Below are 18,989 nucleotides of genomic sequence, written 5' to 3' on the forward strand. Positions count from 1 at the left end.
ACTCGCGAGGTAGCCATCGTGTCATCGTCGGAAGCGTCATCCCTGAAAGTCGTCAACAACTTCGTCGACGTGCAGCATCTGCCGGAGCTGGTCAGCGGTCGCGGCGGCTGGGCCTACGGCATCTACCCGGGCCTGCTCGGCGACGCACATCCGTCCTGGCACATCCACCTGTGCGGCAGCCGCAACGCGCAGGACCGGGCCATCCACGACGACGTGCTCAACGCCACGCCGGGCCTGGAATCGCTCAACGACATGTGGCGCCACATCCGCGAGGAACTGGCGCCCGACTACGGCCTGGTCCGCGCCTACGTCAGCGGGCACACGCATGGCCAGGACGGTGTCGCGCATCACTACGCCAAGCCGTCGGACCAGGAGCGGGTCGCCCTGCTCTACACCAGCACCGAGTGGAAGGATGGCTGGGCCGGCGAAACCGTGTTCTACGATGCGGCGCGCGAATGCATCTCCATCCGCCCGCGTCCCGGCCGACTGGTGCTGTTCGACGGGACCATCGTGCGCGCCTCGCGCGCCCCGGCCCGCGATTGCCCGACGCTGTGCACCACCCTCGTCCTGCACATGCGGCGCATCCGCCGTTAGGCGGCCCAGCAGGAGACGACTCCGATGCAGACCATCCTGCCACGCAGCGCGCTCGCGACGGCGCTTCTGGTTTTCGCCCTGGCGCCGCATGCCGCGGCGGCAGACGCGTTCGGCCGCAGCCGCAGCGACCAGGGCGAACCGTTGCGGATTCCGATCGCCGACGACAGCGGCCAGCCGTGGACGCTGCAAGGGCGCCTGTGCCGCCCCGAAGGCGCGCATCGCGCACGGCTGGTGGTGATCGCGCACGGCTCGCCGGCGAAAGCATCGGAACGGCCGGGCATGACGCTGGAGAGCTGCAGCGGCGAATCCGCGCAATGGTTCCTGCACCGGCACTACGCGGTCGCGCTGGTGCTGCGCCTGGGCTACGGCGCGACCGGCGGCCCCTGGACCGAGGGATACGACGGTTGCGACCGCGCCGACTATGCCAAGGCCGGTCTGGAGACGGCGCGGCAGCTGAAGACGATCGTGGATTTCGTCACCGCCCTGCCCGGCCTCGACCCGGGCGGCGCCATCGTCGTCGGCCAGTCGGCCGGCGGCTGGGGCACGCTGGCCTACGACAGCATGCCGCATCCCAACGTCGCCGCCTTCGTCAACATGGCCGGCGGCCGCGGCGGCCATTTCCACGATCGGGCCAACCGCAATTGCGCGCCGGAAAAACTGGTCGAGGCGGCAGGCCGCTTCGGCAAGACCGCGAGCACGCCGATGCTGTGGATCTACACCGGCAACGACAGCTTCTTCGATCCGGCGCTGGCCGCCGCGCTGCATCGCAGCTTCGTGCAGGCCGGCGGCCGGGCCGAACTGGTCACGCCCGCCGCCTACGGCGACGACGGGCACCACCTGTTCTTCGGCCGCGGCGGCTCGGCGATCTGGGGTCCGCCGGTCGCTGCCTACCTGAAGACGCTGGACGCTGCGGCGTCCCCATGACCTCCCCGACCATCCGCGCAGAGCACACGATGACCATGCAATCGATCCGGGACATCATCCAGACCGTCGGCCTGCACACCGCCGCCGAGAACATTCCGCTGATCACCAAGAAGGGCGGTGCCTACACCTGGCTGTTCGACCTGCGCCGGGTGTTCATGCGGCGCGAGGCGCTCGAGCAGATCGCCCATGCGTTCTGGGAACGCAACGCCGCGCGCGCGCCGTTCCAGCTCGGCGGCCTGGAGACGGCGGCGATCCCGCTGCTCACCGCGCTGCTGCTGACCGCGCCGAAGGAGCGTGGCGCGGTCAACGGCTTCATCATCCGCAAGGACCGCAAGACCACGGGCCTGGGCAATGCGATCGAAGGCGACGTGCTGGACCTGCCGATCGTGCTGGTCGACGACTCGCTGAACTCCGGCAACAGCGCCGAAAAGGCGCGCGCGGTCGTCGCCATGGCCGGCCACCCGCTTGCCGAGGTGTTCGTGGTGGTCGATTTCCTGTCCAAGGCCGGCATGCAGTGGCGCAAGACCCACGGCATCGCCGTGCAATCGCTGTTCACCCTGAAGGATTTCGATCTTCCGCCGGACCCCAGCACGCCGCACCCGACGCAGGGCTACCGCGAACTGTGGCGCACGGCGACGCCGGGCGGCTTCGCTTATCACGTGGTGCCGAAGTCCGCGCCGCTGCTGGTCGGCGACACCATCTACCGCGGCTGCGACGCGGCGAAGATGCAGGCGTTCTCCGCCGAAACCGGCGGACTGCGCTGGGAGTACCAGGTGACCGGCGCGGCCTACACCAAGAAAGGCATCTGGTCGTGCCCGGCCTATCACGACGGGCGCCTGTACTTCGGCGCCTACAACGGCACCGTGTACTGCCTGGACGCGGAAAGCGGCGAGGAGATCTGGACGCATCCGGACGGCGACTGGATCGGCGCCTCGCCGCTGCTGCTGCCCCAGCACAACCTGCTGTATGTCGGCATCGAGTACGTTCGCCCGTGGGCGCAGGGCAGCCTGGCCGCCTACGACATGGGCACGGGCGAGAAGGTCTGGGAACACCAGGTCGAGAAACTGCAGCACGGCTCGCCGGGCTATTGGCAAGGCGGCGACCTGGTGATCTGGGGCAGCGCCGATCACGAAACGCTCGCGCTCGAGGCCAAGACCGGCCGCATCGTCTGGCGCTTCCCGACCCGGCGCTCGGTGAAATACGCGCCCGCGGTCGACGAACAGCGCCGGCTGACCGCGTTCGCCTCCTTCGACAAGTCGATCTACCTCCTCGACGTGGCCACCGGCGAGAAACGCGGCGAATGGCAGACCGACGAGATCTGCTACACCACGCCGCTGTTCGCCGGCAACAAACTGTTCTGCGGTTCCGGCGACCGGCATCTGTACGTCATCGACGTGGACACGATGCAGTTGCTCAAGAAGATCAACCTGCGCGCGCGCGTGTATGCCTCGCCCAAGCGCGTGGGCAATCGCGTCATCGTCGGCAGCAACGGCGGCCGGGTCGTGGAGATCGACATCGACACGCTGGAGACCAAGGGCGTGCTGCAGCTGCCGGACGCGGTCACCAACGGCGTCGCGGTCTCGCCGGACGGACGGCGCATCTTCGTCTCCACCTACATGAACCATCTCTACGCGTTCGAGCGGTTGCGCGAGGCCGGGGAAAGCGCGGGCGGCCACGCCCTGGCCGCGTCGTCGTAGCGCAGCGCCGCGCGCCAGGATCGATCCGGGCGCGCGGCCAGGCACGGCGCGCGGGGCGGATCAGCCGAAGCGAGGACGGTTTTCCCCGCAAACATCTCGAAGGATCAACATGAGAACGCTCGATATCATCGAAATCGACATGGTCGCCGGCGGCACGCGCGCTTCGATCGGCGCGCACCCGTTGTCCACCTCGATCCACCACGCCAAGGCGCACAAGAAAGTGCACCACGCCAAGGCCAAGGCCCACCACCACCATGCAGCGATGCACACATCGACGGCGATGCAGACCGTCGCCGAGTTCGACGCGCCGATAGAGGCCGAAGGCGGTGGCGGCGAGGGCGGCGAAGGTGGTGAGGGAGGCGAAGGCGGCGAAGGTGGCGAGGGCGACGGCAGCGGCGGTTACGACGACGGCAACGATGCGGATGGCAACGGACCGGCCGACACCAACATCGGCAGCAGCCACCAGACCAGCGATGGCAGGACGGTCTCGATCACCTACCAGAACACCCAGGATGGGGCGAGCAGCGACAATCCGGTCACCTCCAAGATGGCCTCGGCGCTGAACTCGGTGCTCGACAGCGACACCGGCGTCGACAGCATCGACATCTCCGCGACGACCAACGGCAGCCACACCCCCAACTCTGCCCACTACACCGGCAACGCGGTCGATATCAACATCATCAACGACGTGCATGTCGGCACCAGCGGCGCGGGTTTCGACAACGCGCAGGCGCTGGAGAACGCCGCGATGAACGATCCCAACGTCAGCTACGTGGAAGGCCCCGCCGGCAATTTCATCCGCTCCAGCCCCACCGCGGACTGGACCGCCGCCAGCCGGGAAAGCGGCGACACGACGCACGTGCATATCAGCGTCTTCAAGTAGCCCCAAGCCCACTTCCCTCTTCCGGGCCGCAGCCACTGCGGCCCGGAAGACACTCACCTATCGGAGATGCCCCATGAAGTCCCTCTGGCTGCCGCGCACTTGCATGGCCTCGCTTCTCATCTTCGCCGTGCAAGGCGCGTCGCAGGCGACGCAAGCGGCGTCCGGCGACGACGCCGGGCAAGCGCTGGCGTATGTCCTGAAGAACGACACCGTCCTGTCGAGGACGTTCGGCGAATGCCCGAACCTGAAATTCACCCGCGGCGCGGCAAAGGGCACGCCCACGTTCCTGATCGAGGGCAGCTGCGACATCAAGGACAATCCCGAGGAGGATGCGGACTGTCCCGCCTACCAGGTCCACGCGTCCGGGACGATCGACACGCCGTCGCATTGGACCGTCCGCCAGCTGGAGTTGAAGCTGGTGTGCTCCAGCGAGGGAGCGGCGGCGCAACGCCGGATGTGATCGTTCGGCACGCCGCTCGTCCGCCGCGCAAAGCGCGAATGCCGAAGTCCGCCACGGCACGCACCGGCCCTGCTGCTACCGGGTCGCGCCTGCCAGCGAACGCAAGCGGCGCCCGGCGCGGCGATACCCGCCAGTTTCCGGAACACATCGGCATGCGACCTACATGAATCATTTTCCACGCGTTCGAGCGTTTGCGTGCAGCCGCGGGAAACACGGCCGCCACGCGCTCGTCGCGTCGCCGTAGCGCAGCGCGCGCGGCAGGATCGATCCGGGCGTGCGGCCCTGCGCCGTACGGCCGGATCAGCCGAAGCGAGGACGGCTCTTTCCCCGCAACATGTCAAAGGATCTACATGAGAACGCTCGATATCATCGAAATCGATATGGTCGCCGGCGGCACCCGCGCTTCGATCGGCGCGCATCCGCTGTCCAGCTCGATCCATCACGCCAAGGCGCACAAGAAGGCGCACCACGCCAAGGCCAAGACCCATCACCACCACGCGGCGATGCACAAGACGGTGGCGATGCAGACCGTTGCCGAGTACGAGGCGCCGATCGAGGCCGAAGGCGGTGAGGGTGGCGAGGGCGGTGAAGGCGGTGAAGGCGGTGAAGGTGGAGAAGGTGGAGAAGGTGGCGAAGGCGGTGAGGGAGGCGAAGGCGGCGAAGGCGACGGCGGCGAGGGGGATGGCGGCGACGGTGATGGCGATGGTGACGGCGGCGATGGTGGGGACGGCGGCGAAGGCGACGGTGGCGCCGGCAGCAACGACAAGCCGGCCACGTCCGCAACGGCCAGCGGCACCACGGTGACCTACACCGCCGCGGACGGCTCCACCCAGGAAGTCACCGGCACCCATCCGAACCGCGACAACAATCCGCTCGACATCCGTTCCGGCAGCTTCGCCGACAACCACGGTTCGCTCGGCGACGATCGCGGCTTCGCGATCTTCTCCAATCCCCAGGCAGGACTCGACGCTGCGGTGGCCAACATGAACCGCATCAACGACAACAACAACGGCACCGCCACCCTCAGCCAGATCATCACCACATGGTCGCCGCCGAGCGAGAACCCGACCTCGGAAATGATCACCACGATCACCACCAATTCGGGCCTGAATCCGAACGACCAGTGGAGCTCGTTGAGCAGCGCCCAGCAGAACGCGTTCGTCACGGCCTACGGCCACCGCGAAGGCTGGCACGGCAACTAATTCACCCAGCGGTGAGGCCGGGATGCGCATCCCGGCCTCATTCACCACGACACGTTACGGAGATCCCCATGACCCCCAGATCCCTTTCGCTGTTCGCCCTGCTCGCCTTCGGCATGGCCATCGCGCAGGTCCACGCCGCGGACAGCGACGCCGCCGCCTGCACGCGCGCGTTGCAGCAGGCCTTCGCCGCTTCCGCCAACGCGACCGCCCTGCCCGCTGCGTGCACGCGCATCGGCCCTGTCGCGCTGGGCATGCGCAAGCAACAGGTGCTGGCCGCGCTCGGCCAGCCGGACGTCACCCGCGCCGATGCCGCACACCCGCAGGCGCTCAGCGTCGTGTACCTGTACCCGCGCGAGCTCAACGCGCAACTGGCGCGCCAGCCGCGTGCGGCCGGTACGCTCGCCCACAGCCAGTTGGCCGTGCGCTTCCGCGACGACCGGGTCACCAACCTGATCGCCTTTGCCGATCCGAACGCGCCCTTGCCGTTCGACCTGCTCGGCCAGCCGGTCGGCACCCATATCGACCGCCTGCTGCAGGCGATCGGCGGGCAACCGCAATGGAACGCCAGCCGCGACTACGTCCAGTTCGCCGCCATGCCGCTGGGCGTGGACGTGGATCCGGACACCTCGGCCATCGTCGGGTTGAACATCGCCGCCAGCAAGGCGGACCTGGACAGCTTCGACCTGCCCGGCCTGCAACTGCGCAAGGACGCGAACAGCGGGCTGGTCAACGGCATCCGCTGAATGTCGCCGTCGCCGCCTCCCTGGCGCGGCGCCGGTACGCGCCACAGCGCGGGTCGAGCGGCACGGGACCGGCGGCAGCGCGGGAACCGCACACACGCCATCGCCTGCGCACCGGGCGCAGCGGCTGCGCGCGTGCCACAAACGCCATCGCCGCGCCCACTGCCGCGGCACCCGATCGCGCGGCCTGGCGACAGACAGGTGGACTGGCGCGATCGCCAGAAAGCACAAGGCCCCGCGCGAGCAGGGCCTTGGGCGAACGCAGACGCAGGGGTTGGCGAATCAGTCGCCCTGCTGCTTCTGCAGATGTTCCCAGCGTTCCTGCGCATCGATGGTGCGCTCGGCGGTCAGGCGCGCTTCCAGGCGCTCCAGGCCGATCTCTTCGCCGGTATCCACGCAGTAGCCGTAGTCGCCGGCATCCAGACGCTTGAGCGTGCTGTCGATCTTGCCGATCAGCTTGCGGTAGCGGTCGCGGGTGCGCAGTTCCAGCGAGTTCTCGGTCTCGCGGGTGGCGCGCTCGGCCTCGTCGCCGATGTCGCGGACTTCGTCGCGCAGGTTTTCGATGGTCTGCTTGGATTCCTCGACCAGGTCGGCACGCCAGTTGAGCAGGCGCTGGCGGAAGTACTCCTGCTGCAGCGTGCTCATGTACTCCTCGTCGCTGGCCGGCTTGTAGCCCTTGGGCAGGATCGGGCGGCCGGTGGCGTCGTCGGTCTTGTACTCGACCACCTTGTACTTGGCCGGCTTGGCCGGCGTGTTGGACTTGGCGGTCACCGCGACGGCGACCTTGCCGGTCGGCTTGGCGATCGGCGCCTTGGGGGTGGATTCGGATTTGGTGGGGGTTTTCGCGGAGGATTTCGAAACGGACACGGGATTCTTATGTGACGGGGCCGAGGGCGCAGCGGGCTTGGCGGCGACCGGTTCGGAAACCGGAGCTGCGGCGGGCGTGGCGGCCTTGGCCGGGACAGACTTGGCCGGCGCCGGCTTGGCAGCCGGCTTCGGTACGGATTTGGACACAGCCGGGGCGGTGGCCTGCTTTGGTTTCACTGCGGGCGTGGCCTGCTTCGCTGCGGCGGCCGTCTGCTTGGCGGCCGGCGCGGCGGCGGACTTGGCGGCGACTTTCGCTGGCTTGGCGGCCGGCTTGGCCTGGGCCTTCTTGGCCGGCGCGGCGGCAACCGGCTTGGGCGCCGGCTTCTTCGCCACCGCCTTGGCCGGGGCCTTCTTGGCCGGCGCGGGCTTGGCTGCCGGCTTCGCCACCGGTTTCTTCAGCGGCTTGGCGGCAGCGGACGTCGTCGCCTTCTTGGCAACGGGCTGGACGGGCTTCTTGGCGGCCTTGACGGCCTTCTTTGCAGGTTTTTTAGCAGCCACGAATCGCTCTTCCTTGGTTTCCCCGGGGCCCGGGAAAGCGGGCCTTTATAGCCTACCCTACCCCCAGCGGCAACCACACGGTCTACACGCTAGTGAACAGCGCTGCCAGCGAACGGCGGCCCGTTGCGCAACTGGCATATCATGGCCGGGTGATCGCCCGCGCTCTCATCGCCTTGCTGCATCTGTACCAGCGCTTCATCAGCCCCCTGCTGGGCCCGCGCTGCCGGTTCGTGCCCAGTTGCTCGGCCTACGCGGTCACCGCCATCGCCCGCTACGGCGCGCTGCGCGGAGGCTGGATGGCCGCCCGCCGCGTCGGCCGCTGCCATCCCTTCCATCCCGGCGGGATCGACCCGGTGCCCGATCCCGTGGCGCCGCCGGCCTGCCGCTGCCCAGGAAAACACTGAATGTCCTCCTCCACCCTCATCGTCAACGCCCGCCTGGTCAACGAAGGCCAGGAAACCCAGGGCGACCTGCGCATCGCCGACGGCCGCATCGCCGCGATCGGCGCGCAACTGGCCGCCCGCGACGGCGAAACCGTGGTCGACGCCGCCGGGCGCTGGCTGCTGCCCGGCATGATCGACGACCAGGTGCACTTCCGCGAACCGGGCCTGACCCACAAGGGCGACATCGCCAGCGAGTCGGCGGCCGCGGTGGCCGGCGGCCTGACCAGCTTCATGGACATGCCCAACACCAACCCGCCAACCCTGGACGCGGCCGCGCTGCAGGCCAAGTACGACGCCGCGCACGGCCGCGCCTGGGGCAACTACGGCTTCTACCTGGGCGCCAGCAACGACAACCTGGCTGCGATCCAGACCCTGGACCCGAAGACCGCGCCGGGCATCAAGGTGTTCATGGGCGCCTCCACCGGCAACATGCTGGTCGACAACCCGCAGACCCTGGACGCGATCTTCCGCGATGCGCCGACCCCGATCATCACCCACTGCGAAGACACCCCGACCATCGACGCGACCCTGGCCGCGTTCAAGGAAAAGTACGGCGACGCATTGACGCCCGACATGCATCCGGACATCCGCTCGCGCGAGGCCTGCCTGAAATCCTCGCAGCTGGCGGTGTCGCTGGCGAAGAAGCACGGCACCCGCCTGCACGTGCTGCACATCTCCACCGCCGACGAACTGGCGCTGTTCGCGCCCGGCCCGATCCAGGGCAAGCGCATCACCGCCGAAACCTGCATCCATTTCCTGCGCTTCGACCGCGCCGACTACGCGACGCTGGGCAACCTGATCAAGTGCAACCCGGCGATCAAGGACGCCAGCGACCGCGAGGCGCTGATCCGCGCGCTGGCCGAGGACGTGATCGACGTGCTCGCCACCGACCACGCGCCGCACACCTGGGAAGAGAAGAGCAAGCCGTACGCGCAGGCGCCGTCGGGGCTGCCGCTGGTGCAGTACGCGCTGGTCGCGGCGCTGGAGCTGGTGCACGAAGGCCGGCTCAGCGTGGCCCAGGTGGTGCACAAGTTCGCGCATGCGCCGGCGCTGCTGTTCGACGTGCACCAGCGCGGCTTCCTGCGCGAGGGTTACCACGCCGACCTGGTGCTGATCGACGACACCGCCTTCACCGTGCGCCGCGAGGACATCCTGTCCAAGTGCGGCTGGTCACCGTTCGAAGGCCGCAGCTTCCGCTCCAGGATCGCCGCGACCTGGGTCAACGGCGAACTGGCCTGGGACGGCACCCGCCTGGTCGGCAGCCCGAACGGGCAGCGCCTGGCGTTCGACCGCTGATGCGGCGCGCACGTCTGCCGGGCGCCGCGCTCGGCCTGCTGGCATCGGCGCTGGCGATGCCGCCGCTGCAGGCGCAGGCCGGCGCCGCCGCCAACGCCGACACGCGCAGCGTGTTCCCGACCAGCGCCTCGCAGGGCGCGCTGGTGATCGGCAAGGTGCCGCCCGGCAGCCGCGTGCAATACGCCGGGCGCACCCTGCGGGTCAGCGGCTACGGCAGCGTGGTGTTCGGCATCGGCCGCGACGAACGCGGCCCGCTGCGGATCGTGGTGCAGCGCGCCGACGGCGGCAGCGAGAACATCGACATCGCGGTGACCCCGCGCGACTGGCCACTGGAACGCGTCAACGGCGTGCCGCCGAAGACGGTCAACCCGTCGCCGGCGATCGCCGAGCGGATCAAGCGCGAGCAGGCGCAGGTCACCGCCGCGCGCGACCGCGACGACGACCGCACCGACTTCGCCGCGCCCTTCGTCTGGCCGGTGCAGGGCCGCATCAGCGGCCGCTTCGGCAACGCCCGCGTATACAACGGGCAAGCCGGCGCCGGCCACTCCGGCATGGACATCGCCGTGCCCACCGGCACCCCGGTCAAGGCACCGGCGGCCGGCGTGGTCACCTTCGCCGCGCCGGACCTGTACCTGACCGGCGGCACCGTGCTGCTCGACCACGGCTACGGGGTCAGCTCCAATTTCCTGCACCTGTCGCGGATCGACGTGAAGGTCGGCGACCGCATCGCCCAGGGCCAGGTGATCGGCGCGGTCGGCGCCACCGGGCGGGCGACCGGGCCGCATCTGCATTGGGGGATGAACTGGTTCGACGTACGTATCGATCCGCTGTTGGTCTTGGAGCGGACGAAGTAACTGTCGTGCTTTTTGTGGGAGCGACTTCAGGGCACCTCTAATAACCCCAAAAGCATGGCGATGCACTTGCGAGACGCCGACCCGCCCCGCCCGTAGGTTCGGGCATCGATACGTTCGAGATGCCATGGAGCGGCAAAGGCGCACTGGCGATAGACGCGGTGGCGTTGCGGCCGCGTTTTTCATGGACGCCTTGGCATCACGGCCATTTCGTCGTCCTGTCGCGGCTGAAGCCGCTCCTACACATGCGCGCCGCGCTCTTGTAGGAGCGGCTTCAGCCGCGACAGAAAAAGGAACACGCCATCGCCACGCGCAGCGTGCAGCTTCCGGAATGGAATTATTAGAGGTGCCCTTCAGTCGCGACAGGACTTGCCGGTAGAGCCCGTCGCGACTGAAGTGCTCCCACAGAAGTCGTTCCCACACATCCCGGAGAGCGTTCGCTCCCTCCTGCAGAAACGGCTTCGGTCGTGGCTGGCGCAGTGGTGAATTTTCCGGCTTCGAACAGCAAAGGTCGCGGCTGAAGCCGCTCCTACAGTGCAGCCAGCAGGGTCCGTGTGCTTTGTAGGAGCGGCTTCAGCCGCGACAGGCACTCCCCGCCCCCACCCGCCGCAACTGCGCCCCGACCGCGGCGCCATGCTGCTTTGCGGTATAACCATGAAGCGGCCAGTGCACACGCGGCTGGCCCCGCGCCGGCGACGGCGCGCGATGCGCAATCGCAGTCCCCGCGGTGGTTCGCCGCGGCGTTCGCTCTCCCTCCCCCCGTCCAGGAGATGTGCGCAATGACGATCGACAAGCTCAAACCCACCCTCGGCACCCTGCACCTGTGGGGCATCGCCGTGGGCCTGGTGATCTCCGGCGAATACTTCGGCTGGAGCTACGGCTGGGGCGCCGCCGGTACGCTCGGCTTCCTGGTCACCACCATCCTGGTGGCAGTGATGTATACCTGCTTCATCTTCAGCTTCACCGAACTGACCACCGCCATCCCCAACGCCGGCGGCCCGTTCGCCTACAGCCTGCGCGCGTTCGGTACCGCCGGCGGGATGATCGCCGGCATCGCCACGTTGATCGAATTCGTGTTCGCGCCGCCGGCGATCGCGATGGCGATCGGCGCCTACCTCAACGTGCAGTTCCCGACCCTGGATCCGCGCCTGGCCGCGGTCGGCGCCTATGCCGTCTTCATGACCTTGAACATCCTCGGCGTCGGTATCGCCGCCACCTTCGAGCTGATCGTCACCGTGCTGGCGGTGATCGAGCTGCTGGTGTTCATGGGCGTGGTCGCGCCAGGCTTCAGCGCGGCCAACTTCGTGCGCGGCGGCTGGGCCGGCTCGGACACGTTCAGTGCGGCGGCGATCGGCGGCATCTTCGCCGCGATTCCGTTCGCGATCTGGTTCTTCCTGGCGATCGAGGGCGCGGCGATGGCTGCCGAGGAAGCCAAGGACCCCAGGCGCACCATCCCGCGCGCCTATATCGCCGGCATCCTGACCCTGGTGGCGCTGGCGTTCGGGGTGATGATCATGGCCGGCGGCGTCGGCGACTGGCGCGCCCTGTCCAACATCAACGATCCGCTGCCGCAGGCGATGAAGGCGGTGGTCGGGCACAACTCGACCTGGCTGCACATGCTGGTGTGGATCGGCCTGTTCGGCCTGGTGGCCAGCTTCCACGGCATCATCCTGGGCTATTCGCGGCAGTTCTTCGCGCTGGCGCGCGCCGGCTTCCTGCCGCATGGCCTGGCCAGGCTGTCGCGCTTCCGCACCCCGCACCGCGCGATCCTGGCCGGCGGCGTGGTCGGCGTGGCGGCGATCTACAGCGACGGCCTGGTCCAGGTGCAGGGCATGTCGCTGACCGCGGCGATGATCACCATGTCGGTGTTCGGCGCCATCGTGATGTACATCATGAGCATGCTCAGCCTGTTCAAGCTGCGCCGCGCCGAGCCGCAACTGGCGCGCAGCTACCGCGCGCCGGGCTATCCGCTGGTGCCGGCGCTGGCGCTGCTGCTGGCGCTGGTGTGCCTGGCGGCGATGGTGTGGTTCAACGCGCTGCTGGCGCTGCTGTTCCTTGGCCTGATGCTGCTCGGTGCCGGCTGCTGCGCGTTGAGCCTGCGCCGCAATGGCGGCGCTGTCGCCGCTGCGGCCAGCGGCGAGGCATGATCGAGAACATGGCGCCCGCCGCACGCGGGCGCCGGCAGGAGACTCCGGCATGAGCGGTTTCGCACACAGCGTCGGCGGCCAGAGCTGGCGCTTCGACGACCTCAAGGACCTGCTGGCCAAGGCCACCCCGGCGCGCTCGGGCGACCGCCTGGCCGGGCTGGCCGCGGCCAGCGAGCCGCAGCGGGTGGCGGCGCAGATGGCGCTGGCCGATCTGCCGCTGCGGCACTTCCTCGAGGAGGCGGTGATCCCCTACGAGGACGACGAGGTGACCCGGCTGATCGTCGACAGCCACGACGCGGCCGCGTTCGCGCCGGTGGCGCACCTCACCGTCGGCGCCTTCCGCGACTGGCTGCTGAGCGACGCGGCCGACGAAGCGGCGTTGGCCGCACTCGCACCCGGCCTGACCCCGGAGATGGCCGCGGCGGTGTCCAAGCTGATGCGCATCCAGGACCTGGTGCTGGTGGCGCAGAAGATCCGCGTGGTCACCGCGTTCCGCAACACGCTGGGGCTGCGCGGGCGGCTGTCCACGCGCCTGCAACCCAACCATCCCACCGACGACCTGGCCGGCATCGCCGCCAGCGTGCTCGACGGGCTGCTGTACGCCAACGGCGACGCGGTGATCGGGATCAATCCGGCCAGCGACAACACCCAGACCATCTGCGAACTGCTGAAGATGCTCGACGCGGTGATCGCCGGCTACCAGATTCCGACCCAGGCCTGCGTGCTGACCCACGTCACCACCTCGATCGAGGCGATCGAACGCGGCGTGCCGCTGGACCTGGTGTTCCAGTCCATCGCCGGCACCCAGAGGGCCAACGCCAGCTTCGGCATCGATCTGGCGCTGCTGCAGGAAGGCTGGGAGGCCGGGCTGAGCCTCAAGCGCGGCAACGTCGGCGACAACGTGATGTATTTCGAGACCGGCCAGGGCAGCGCGCTGTCGGCCGACGCGCACCACGGCGTGGACCAGCAGACCTGCGAGGTGCGCGCCTACGCGGTGGCGCGCCGCTTCAAGCCGCTGCTGGTCAATACCGTGGTCGGCTTCATCGGCCCCGAATACCTGTACGACGGCAAGCAGATCATCCGCGCCGGGCTGGAAGACCACTTCTGCGGCAAGCTGCTCGGCGTGCCGATGGGCTGCGACATCTGCTACACCAACCATGCCGAAGCCGACCAGGACGACATGGACGTGCTGCTGACCCTGCTCGGCACCGCCGGAATCAACTTCATCATGGGCATCCCCGGCTCCGACGACGTGATGCTCAACTACCAGACCACCTCGTTCCACGACGCGCTGTATGCGCGCCAGGCGCTGGGCCTGCGGCCGGCACCGGAGTTCGAGGCGTGGCTGGAACGGCTGGACATCCTGCGCCTGGACAACGGCCGCTTCCGCCTCGGCCACGAGCCGCCGGCCGCGTTCCGGCGCGCGCTGGCGCAACTGAGCTGAGCGGGCCGCGCATGCACGACGACAGCGAACGTCCTTCCCGCGCCGATCCCTGGGCCGCGCTGCGCCGGCTGACCCCGGCGCGCATCGCCCTGGGCCGCACCGGCACCAGCCTGCCGACCGCGGCGCAACTGGACTTCCAGTTCGCGCATGCGCAGGCGCGCGACGCGGTGCACCTGCGCTTCGATCCGGTGCCGCTGGCCGCGGCGCTGGACGCGCGCGGCCGCGAACACGTCGCACTGCGCAGCGCCGCGGCCGACCGCCACGTCTACCTGCAGCGGCCCGACCTGGGCCGCCGGCTCAGCGAGGACGCGGCCGGCGACCTGCGCGGCCTGATCGCCATGCAACGCCGCAGCTACGACCTGGCCGTGGTGGTGGCCGACGGCCTGTCGGCGCTGGCGGTGCATCGCCACGCCACGCCGATGCTGGAACGCATCGACGCGCTGGCCGCGGCCGAAGGCTGGACCCTGGCGCCGGTGGCGCTGGTCGAACAGGGGCGCGTGGCGATCGGCGACGAGATCGGCGAACTCCTGCGCGCACGCATGAGCGTGGTGCTGATCGGCGAGCGCCCCGGCCTCAGCTCGCCGGACAGCCTCGGCCTGTACTTCACCTACGCGCCGCGCGTGGGCCTCAACGACGCCTGCCGCAACTGCATCTCCAATGTGCGCGAAGCCGGCCTGAGCTATGCGCAGGCGACGCACAAGCTGGCCTATCTGATGCGCGAAGCGTGCCGGCGACAGCTGTCCGGCGTGCAACTCAAGGACCAGGCGGACACGCCGGCGCTGTCCGCCGAAGACGCGCCGCCGCGCAAGCCGCTGGGCAATTTCCTGATTCCGGAGTGAGCGGCGTCAGAGGATGAACCTGCCCTGCCCGGCCGCGCGGCGGGCAGCATCAGCTCCAGCGCGTCGGTGCTCGCCACCGGCGGCCTGGGCAAGCGCCGGCGCCGCACGCGGCCCCGCTTCGATAACGCGCACCCACAAGCGCCGGCAGCGTCGAGGCCATCCGCCGAAAAAGCCCCGAACCATCACGCATCGCGCAGCGCCGTGGCGCAACGCAGCAGCCTGCGCGAGGTGATCGCGATGCCTCCAGCTGACCTGGAATGCGGTTCCGGCCAGGTGCGGCAACCTATCCCACAAACCTCGCCGACACGACAGGGAATGACCCGCGCCGCGCCGGCAAACCGTGATCGCTCCGCCACAACCGGCATTTGGCTGCGGCATCGAACGGCAGCGCCCCGTCGCGCGCCTAGCATTCGCGCCGGCCACGCCATGGCCGCCGATCGCCTCGCTGCGGCCGTCGAATGACACCGGTATCAATCCGGTATTGGCGACGCCGCACTCAGGCGCAGCAGGTCCCATCCCAAACCGAGAGCACACCGCCATGACCGCATCGCGCTGGTTCCAGATTCCCGCCACCCTCGCCCTGGCCGGCGGCGCCATCGCCACCGCCTGGGCGCTGACCGGTACCGCCTCCAGGCCGCAACTGACCAGCGCGGAGGCGGCCAACCAGACCGTCGCCAAGCACCTGGCCCAGGCCGGCACCATCGGCGCGCTGACCACCGACAACTGGAACCCCAGCGCCGGCGTCGCCCTGCTCACGGCCGACTACGCGGTCGCCGCCGACGGCTCCACCCGCTACCGCAGCGTGCAGGCCGCGGTCGATGCCGCGGTCGCGGCGGGCGGCACGATGCGGCGCTACATCAGCGTCAAGCCCGGCACCTACAAGGAACTGGTCTGCGTGCCCGCAGCGGCGCCGCCGATCACCCTGTTCGGCCTGGGCAGCGCGCCGGCCGCCACCACCATCAGCTTCGGCAACGCCAACCCGACGCCGAAACCCAGCGGCAGCGCCACCCACCCCTGCGCCAGCAACGCGTCCAGCACCACCGTCGGCACCTCCGACAGCGGCACCGTCACCGTGCGCGCGGCGCAGTTCCAGGCGCGCAACCTGGCGATCGTCAACAGCTACGTCGAGGACACCTATGCCGGCAGCAACCAATCGGCGGTGGCGCTGGCGCTGCGCGGCGACAAGGCGGTACTGGAGAACGTGGCGCTCACCGGCAACCAGGACACCCTGCTGGTCAGCGCCGGCAGCGCCAACACGGTGATCCGTGCGTTCTTCAAGGGCGGCAGCATCGAGGGCGACACCGACTTCATCTTCGGCTCGGGCGTGGCCGTGTTCTCCGGCAGCACCATCCGCTACACCGCCGCGCGCCGCGGCGCCGGCAATGGCGGGGTGATCTTCGCGCCCAGCACCCGGCCCGGCAGCGGCTACGGCTTCCTGGCCGTGGCCAGCAGCTTCGACGCGGTCGGCGGACCGGCGGCGAACACGGTGTCCCTGGGCCGCGCCTGGGACGAGAGCGTCGGCAGCCTGTCCAACTACGTCAACGGCAGCTCGCCCAACGGCAAGGTGGTGATCCGCGAGTCCAGCCTGGGAGCGCACATCCGCAAGAGCGCGCCATGGAACGCGTCCACCATCGGCCGCCCGTATTGCAGCAGCGGCTGCACGCAATCGGCCAACCGCTTCTACGAATACGCCAACAGCGGTGCCGGCAGCGCCGATTGAGGCGAGCCGTCAGGCACGCGCCGCTGCCGCAGCCGGCGGGCGCGGCACGCGTACGCGTACGCGACAGCAGGTGCGCGCCCGGGTGCGACAAGGCCCGGGCGCGCGCGGCGCTGCGCTGCGCAGTGGCCCCGGCGCTCAGCCCAGGCCGGCCCACCAGGCGCGCCACAGCGTGGCCATCTGGCTCGGCGGCTTGCGCGTGGCGCGCGCCTGCTGCGCGATCCGCGCACGCGCCAGCGCCGACACGATGCGCCGCGGCCGCGGCCCGTCCACGCGCCGCGGCCAGCGCTGCAGCAAGGCCTGCGCCCAGCGCTGCGTGGCCTGCGCCGCGTCGCCGCCGCGCAGCGACAGCGGCACCGCGGCGATGCCGGCGTCGGCCAGCCGCTGCGCCAGCACCTGCGTGGCCAGCGCTGCCGCCGCATCGCGCTGCGCCTCGAACACCGCGCATTCGACCTGCGCCGCGGCCAGCGCGAACGCTTCCAGGCGCTCGTAGGCATGCGCCGGATCGGCCGCGGCCGCACGCGAGGCGAGCAGCCCCGGCAAGGCCTCGGCCAGCTGCGCCCAGGGCGCGGCGATCGGCTCCAGCACCCGCCCCAGCGGATGCCGCGAACGCTGCCCGGCCCAGCTGCGCAATTCCTCGCCCCACCACGCCAGCTTGGCGTCGGCCGGCAACGGATCGCCGGCGATGTTGAGGATGTCGTCGAATTCCTGCAGCAGCGCGAACCAGGCCACCGCGCGCGTGCGCTGCGCCGCCGGCACGAAGGGTTCGGCCACCGTCCATTCCGGCCAGCGGCTGCGCCATTTGTCGAGGAAGGCATCCAGGGCGGAGGTACTGCTCATGCGATCACGCGATGAAGGAAGTTCAAGGGGTCTGCGGCGGGCCGGGCCAGGCGCCGGCATCGAACAGGTCGGCCGGCGCCGACACCATCGCGTCGGCGCGCCAGGCCAGCGGATCGTCGTCGTCCAAACGATAACCCCACAGCGCCGCCACCGAGGCCATGCCGGCGGCGCGCGCGGCGAGGATGTCGCGTTCGTCGTCGCCGACGTAGGCGATCTGCCCTGGCGGCACGTCGATGCGCTGCGCGGCGACCTGCAGCGGCAGCGGATGCGGCTTGCGCTCGGGCAACGTATCGCCGCCGATCAGCACCGCGCAACGCCGTTCCCAACCCAGCTGCGGCAGGATCAGCTGCGCCAGGTATTCGGGCTTGTTGGTGACGATGCCCCACACGCAGCCGGCATCCTCCAGCCGCTGCAGCAACCCCGCGATGCCGTCGAACGGCTGCGAATGCCGGCCGATCAGCGTTTCGTAGCGGCGCAGGAACTCGGGAATCAATGCATCGCGCGCGGCGGCCGGCAGTTCGGGAAAAGCGACGCCCAGCATCGCCCGCGACCCCTTGGACACCACCGGACGCAGCTGTTCCAGGGTCAGCGCATCGCGCCCGCGCTCGGCCAGCAGCGCATTGGCCGCGGCCAGCAGGTCCGGCGCGCTGTCCAGCAACGTGCCATCCAGATCGAACAGCACCGCGCGCGGGAAATTCCGCACCGAGCCAGGCTGCGGCGGCTGTGCATCGCGATCCTGACTGTGGAAATCGGAAGGCATCACGCGCACGCGCGCATGCTGTCGCCAATCCCGAATCCCAAATCCCGAATCACGGCTTCACCGCACACGCCAGGTAGTTGACATCGGTGCGCGTGGACAGCCGCGCGCGATTGCGCCACGGCTCGTACAGCATGCCGCTGACGTCGTGCAGCTGCAGTTCGGCCTGGCGCAGCCACGCCGCCAGCTCGGCCGGCTTGATGAAATCCTGGTAGCGGTGGGTGCCGGTGGGCAACAGCCGCGCCACGTACTCGGCGCCAACGATGGCCAGCGCGAACGCGGCCGGGGTGCGGTTGAGCGTGGACAGGAACAGCTGCCCGCCGGGCTTGAGCAGGGTCGCGCAGGCGCGCACGATCGCCGACGGATCGGGCACGTGCTCGAGCATCTCCATGCAGGTGATCGCATCGAAGCTGCCCGGGCGCTCGGCGGCCAGGTCCTCGACCGACTGCACGCGGTAGTCGACCTCCACCCCGGATTCGAACTGGTGCAGTCGCGCCACCTTGATCAGTTCCGGCGACAGGTCGATCGCGGTGACCTGCGCCCCCTCCTTGGCCAGCGCCTCGCTCAGCAAGCCGCCGCCGCAGCCCACGTCGAGCACGCTGGCGCCGCGCAGCGGCAGCCGCTCGGCGACATAGCGCAGGCGCACCGGGTTCAGCGCATGCAGCGGCTTCTGCGGGCCGTCTGCGTCCCACCAGCGGGTGGCCAGCGCGCCGAACTTGTCCAGTTCGGCCTGATCGAAATTGGCGGAAGGAGTGGAAGCGGAAGCGGTCATGGCGGCATCTCGGTTGGG

The 18,989-nt window shown here is 69.7% G+C and carries 18 protein-coding genes; 14 read left to right on the forward strand and 4 right to left on the reverse strand.

All coding sequences use genetic code 11. The annotated features are described in order from the left end of the window. Positions 1-18 precede the first annotated feature (18 nt). The 7 genes from AB3X08_RS13495 to AB3X08_RS13525 all read left to right on the forward strand — a co-directional run bounded on the left by AB3X08_RS13495 (position 19) and on the right by AB3X08_RS13525 (position 6,503). A complete protein-coding gene (locus AB3X08_RS13495; protein WP_369933154.1) occupies positions 19-594 on the forward strand; it encodes a hypothetical protein in 576 nt (191 codons plus the stop codon). A gap of 24 nt (positions 595-618) precedes the next feature. Next, the gene (locus AB3X08_RS13500; RefSeq protein WP_369933155.1) at positions 619-1,518 is read left to right on the forward strand and encodes a dienelactone hydrolase family protein; all 900 of its coding nucleotides are present in this window, start codon (positions 619-621) and stop codon (positions 1,516-1,518) included. Continuing rightward, on the forward strand, positions 1,515-3,215 hold the full coding sequence (locus tag AB3X08_RS13505) for a PQQ-binding-like beta-propeller repeat protein (protein ID WP_369933156.1): 1,701 nt from the start codon (positions 1,515-1,517) through the stop codon (positions 3,213-3,215). Before AB3X08_RS13500 ends, AB3X08_RS13505 begins: the two co-directional genes overlap by 4 nt. Positions 3,216-3,324: 109 nt before the next feature. Beyond that, on the forward strand, positions 3,325-4,098 hold the full coding sequence (locus AB3X08_RS13510; RefSeq protein WP_369933157.1) for a hypothetical protein: 774 nt from the start codon (positions 3,325-3,327) through the stop codon (positions 4,096-4,098). A 73-nt stretch (positions 4,099-4,171) separates the two neighbouring features. Beyond that, positions 4,172-4,558 carry a hypothetical protein gene (locus tag AB3X08_RS13515; protein ID WP_369933159.1) on the forward strand — a complete coding sequence of 129 codons (387 nt, stop codon included), beginning with the start codon at positions 4,172-4,174 and terminating at the stop codon, positions 4,556-4,558. Positions 4,559-4,908: 350 nt separating this feature from the next. Next, positions 4,909-5,760 carry a hypothetical protein gene (locus tag AB3X08_RS13520; protein WP_369933160.1) on the forward strand — a complete coding sequence of 284 codons (852 nt, stop codon included), beginning with the start codon at positions 4,909-4,911 and terminating at the stop codon, positions 5,758-5,760. Positions 5,761-5,828: 68 nt separating this feature from the next. Beyond that, positions 5,829-6,503, forward strand: coding sequence for a secreted signal peptide protein (locus tag AB3X08_RS13525; RefSeq protein ID WP_369933162.1), 675 nt, complete (start codon positions 5,829-5,831; stop codon positions 6,501-6,503). Positions 6,504-6,782: 279 nt separating this feature from the next. On the opposite strand, the gene dksA is transcribed toward AB3X08_RS13525, so the two are convergent. Continuing rightward, positions 6,783-7,865 (reverse strand): RNA polymerase-binding protein DksA, encoded by a 1,083-nt coding sequence (dksA, locus tag AB3X08_RS13530; protein ID WP_369933163.1) that lies wholly within the window; start codon positions 7,863-7,865, stop codon positions 6,783-6,785. 131 nt (positions 7,866-7,996) lie between these two features. On the opposite strand from dksA, the gene yidD reads away from it, so the two are divergent. From yidD to AB3X08_RS13565, 7 genes are all read left to right on the forward strand, one after another. Beyond that, a complete protein-coding gene (gene yidD / locus AB3X08_RS13535; RefSeq protein WP_369938531.1) occupies positions 7,997-8,269 on the forward strand; it encodes a membrane protein insertion efficiency factor YidD in 273 nt (90 codons plus the stop codon). Continuing rightward, positions 8,270-9,604 (forward strand): dihydroorotase, encoded by a 1,335-nt coding sequence (locus tag AB3X08_RS13540; RefSeq protein WP_369933164.1) that lies wholly within the window; start codon positions 8,270-8,272, stop codon positions 9,602-9,604. Further along, positions 9,604-10,458, forward strand: a complete 855-nt coding sequence (locus AB3X08_RS13545) for a M23 family metallopeptidase (RefSeq protein ID WP_369933166.1) — start codon at positions 9,604-9,606, stop codon at positions 10,456-10,458. The genes AB3X08_RS13540 and AB3X08_RS13545 overlap by 1 nt, the downstream gene beginning before the upstream one ends. A gap of 776 nt (positions 10,459-11,234) precedes the next feature. Continuing rightward, complete coding sequence (gene eat, locus AB3X08_RS13550; protein WP_369933168.1) at positions 11,235-12,602, forward strand: ethanolamine permease; 1,368 nt, start codon at positions 11,235-11,237, stop codon at positions 12,600-12,602. Positions 12,603-12,651: 49 nt separating this feature from the next. After that, entirely contained in the window at positions 12,652-14,046 is a 1,395-nt protein-coding gene (locus AB3X08_RS13555; protein ID WP_369933169.1) for an ethanolamine ammonia-lyase subunit EutB, read from the forward strand. Between the two features lie 11 nt (positions 14,047-14,057). Further along, positions 14,058-14,885 (forward strand): ethanolamine ammonia-lyase subunit EutC, encoded by an 828-nt coding sequence (eutC, locus tag AB3X08_RS13560; RefSeq protein WP_369933170.1) that lies wholly within the window; start codon positions 14,058-14,060, stop codon positions 14,883-14,885. A gap of 538 nt (positions 14,886-15,423) precedes the next feature. Further along, entirely contained in the window at positions 15,424-16,605 is a 1,182-nt protein-coding gene (locus AB3X08_RS13565; protein WP_369933171.1) for a putative acyl-CoA thioester hydrolase, read from the forward strand. A 135-nt stretch (positions 16,606-16,740) separates the two neighbouring features. Here the strand turns inward: AB3X08_RS13565 and AB3X08_RS13570 are convergent, their stop codons facing one another. The 3 genes from AB3X08_RS13570 to ubiG are packed head-to-tail and all read right to left on the reverse strand — an operon-like array spanning position 16,741 to position 18,971. Then, a complete protein-coding gene (locus AB3X08_RS13570) occupies positions 16,741-17,442 on the reverse strand; it encodes a phytoene/squalene synthase family protein (protein WP_369933172.1) in 702 nt (233 codons plus the stop codon). A 22-nt stretch (positions 17,443-17,464) separates the two neighbouring features. Then, positions 17,465-18,202: a phosphoglycolate phosphatase gene (locus tag AB3X08_RS13575; protein ID WP_369933173.1), complete on the reverse strand. Its 738-nt coding sequence runs from the start codon at positions 18,200-18,202 to the stop codon at positions 17,465-17,467. A gap of 49 nt (positions 18,203-18,251) precedes the next feature. Next, positions 18,252-18,971 carry a bifunctional 2-polyprenyl-6-hydroxyphenol methylase/3-demethylubiquinol 3-O-methyltransferase UbiG gene (gene ubiG, locus AB3X08_RS13580; RefSeq protein WP_369933174.1) on the reverse strand — a complete coding sequence of 240 codons (720 nt, stop codon included), beginning with the start codon at positions 18,969-18,971 and terminating at the stop codon, positions 18,252-18,254. Between the last annotated feature and the right edge of the window lie 18 nt (positions 18,972-18,989).

Source organism: Xanthomonas sp. DAR 34887, from assembly GCF_041245805.1.
GTDB classification, from domain to species: Bacteria; Pseudomonadota; Gammaproteobacteria; order Xanthomonadales; family Xanthomonadaceae; genus Xanthomonas_A; species Xanthomonas_A tesorieronis.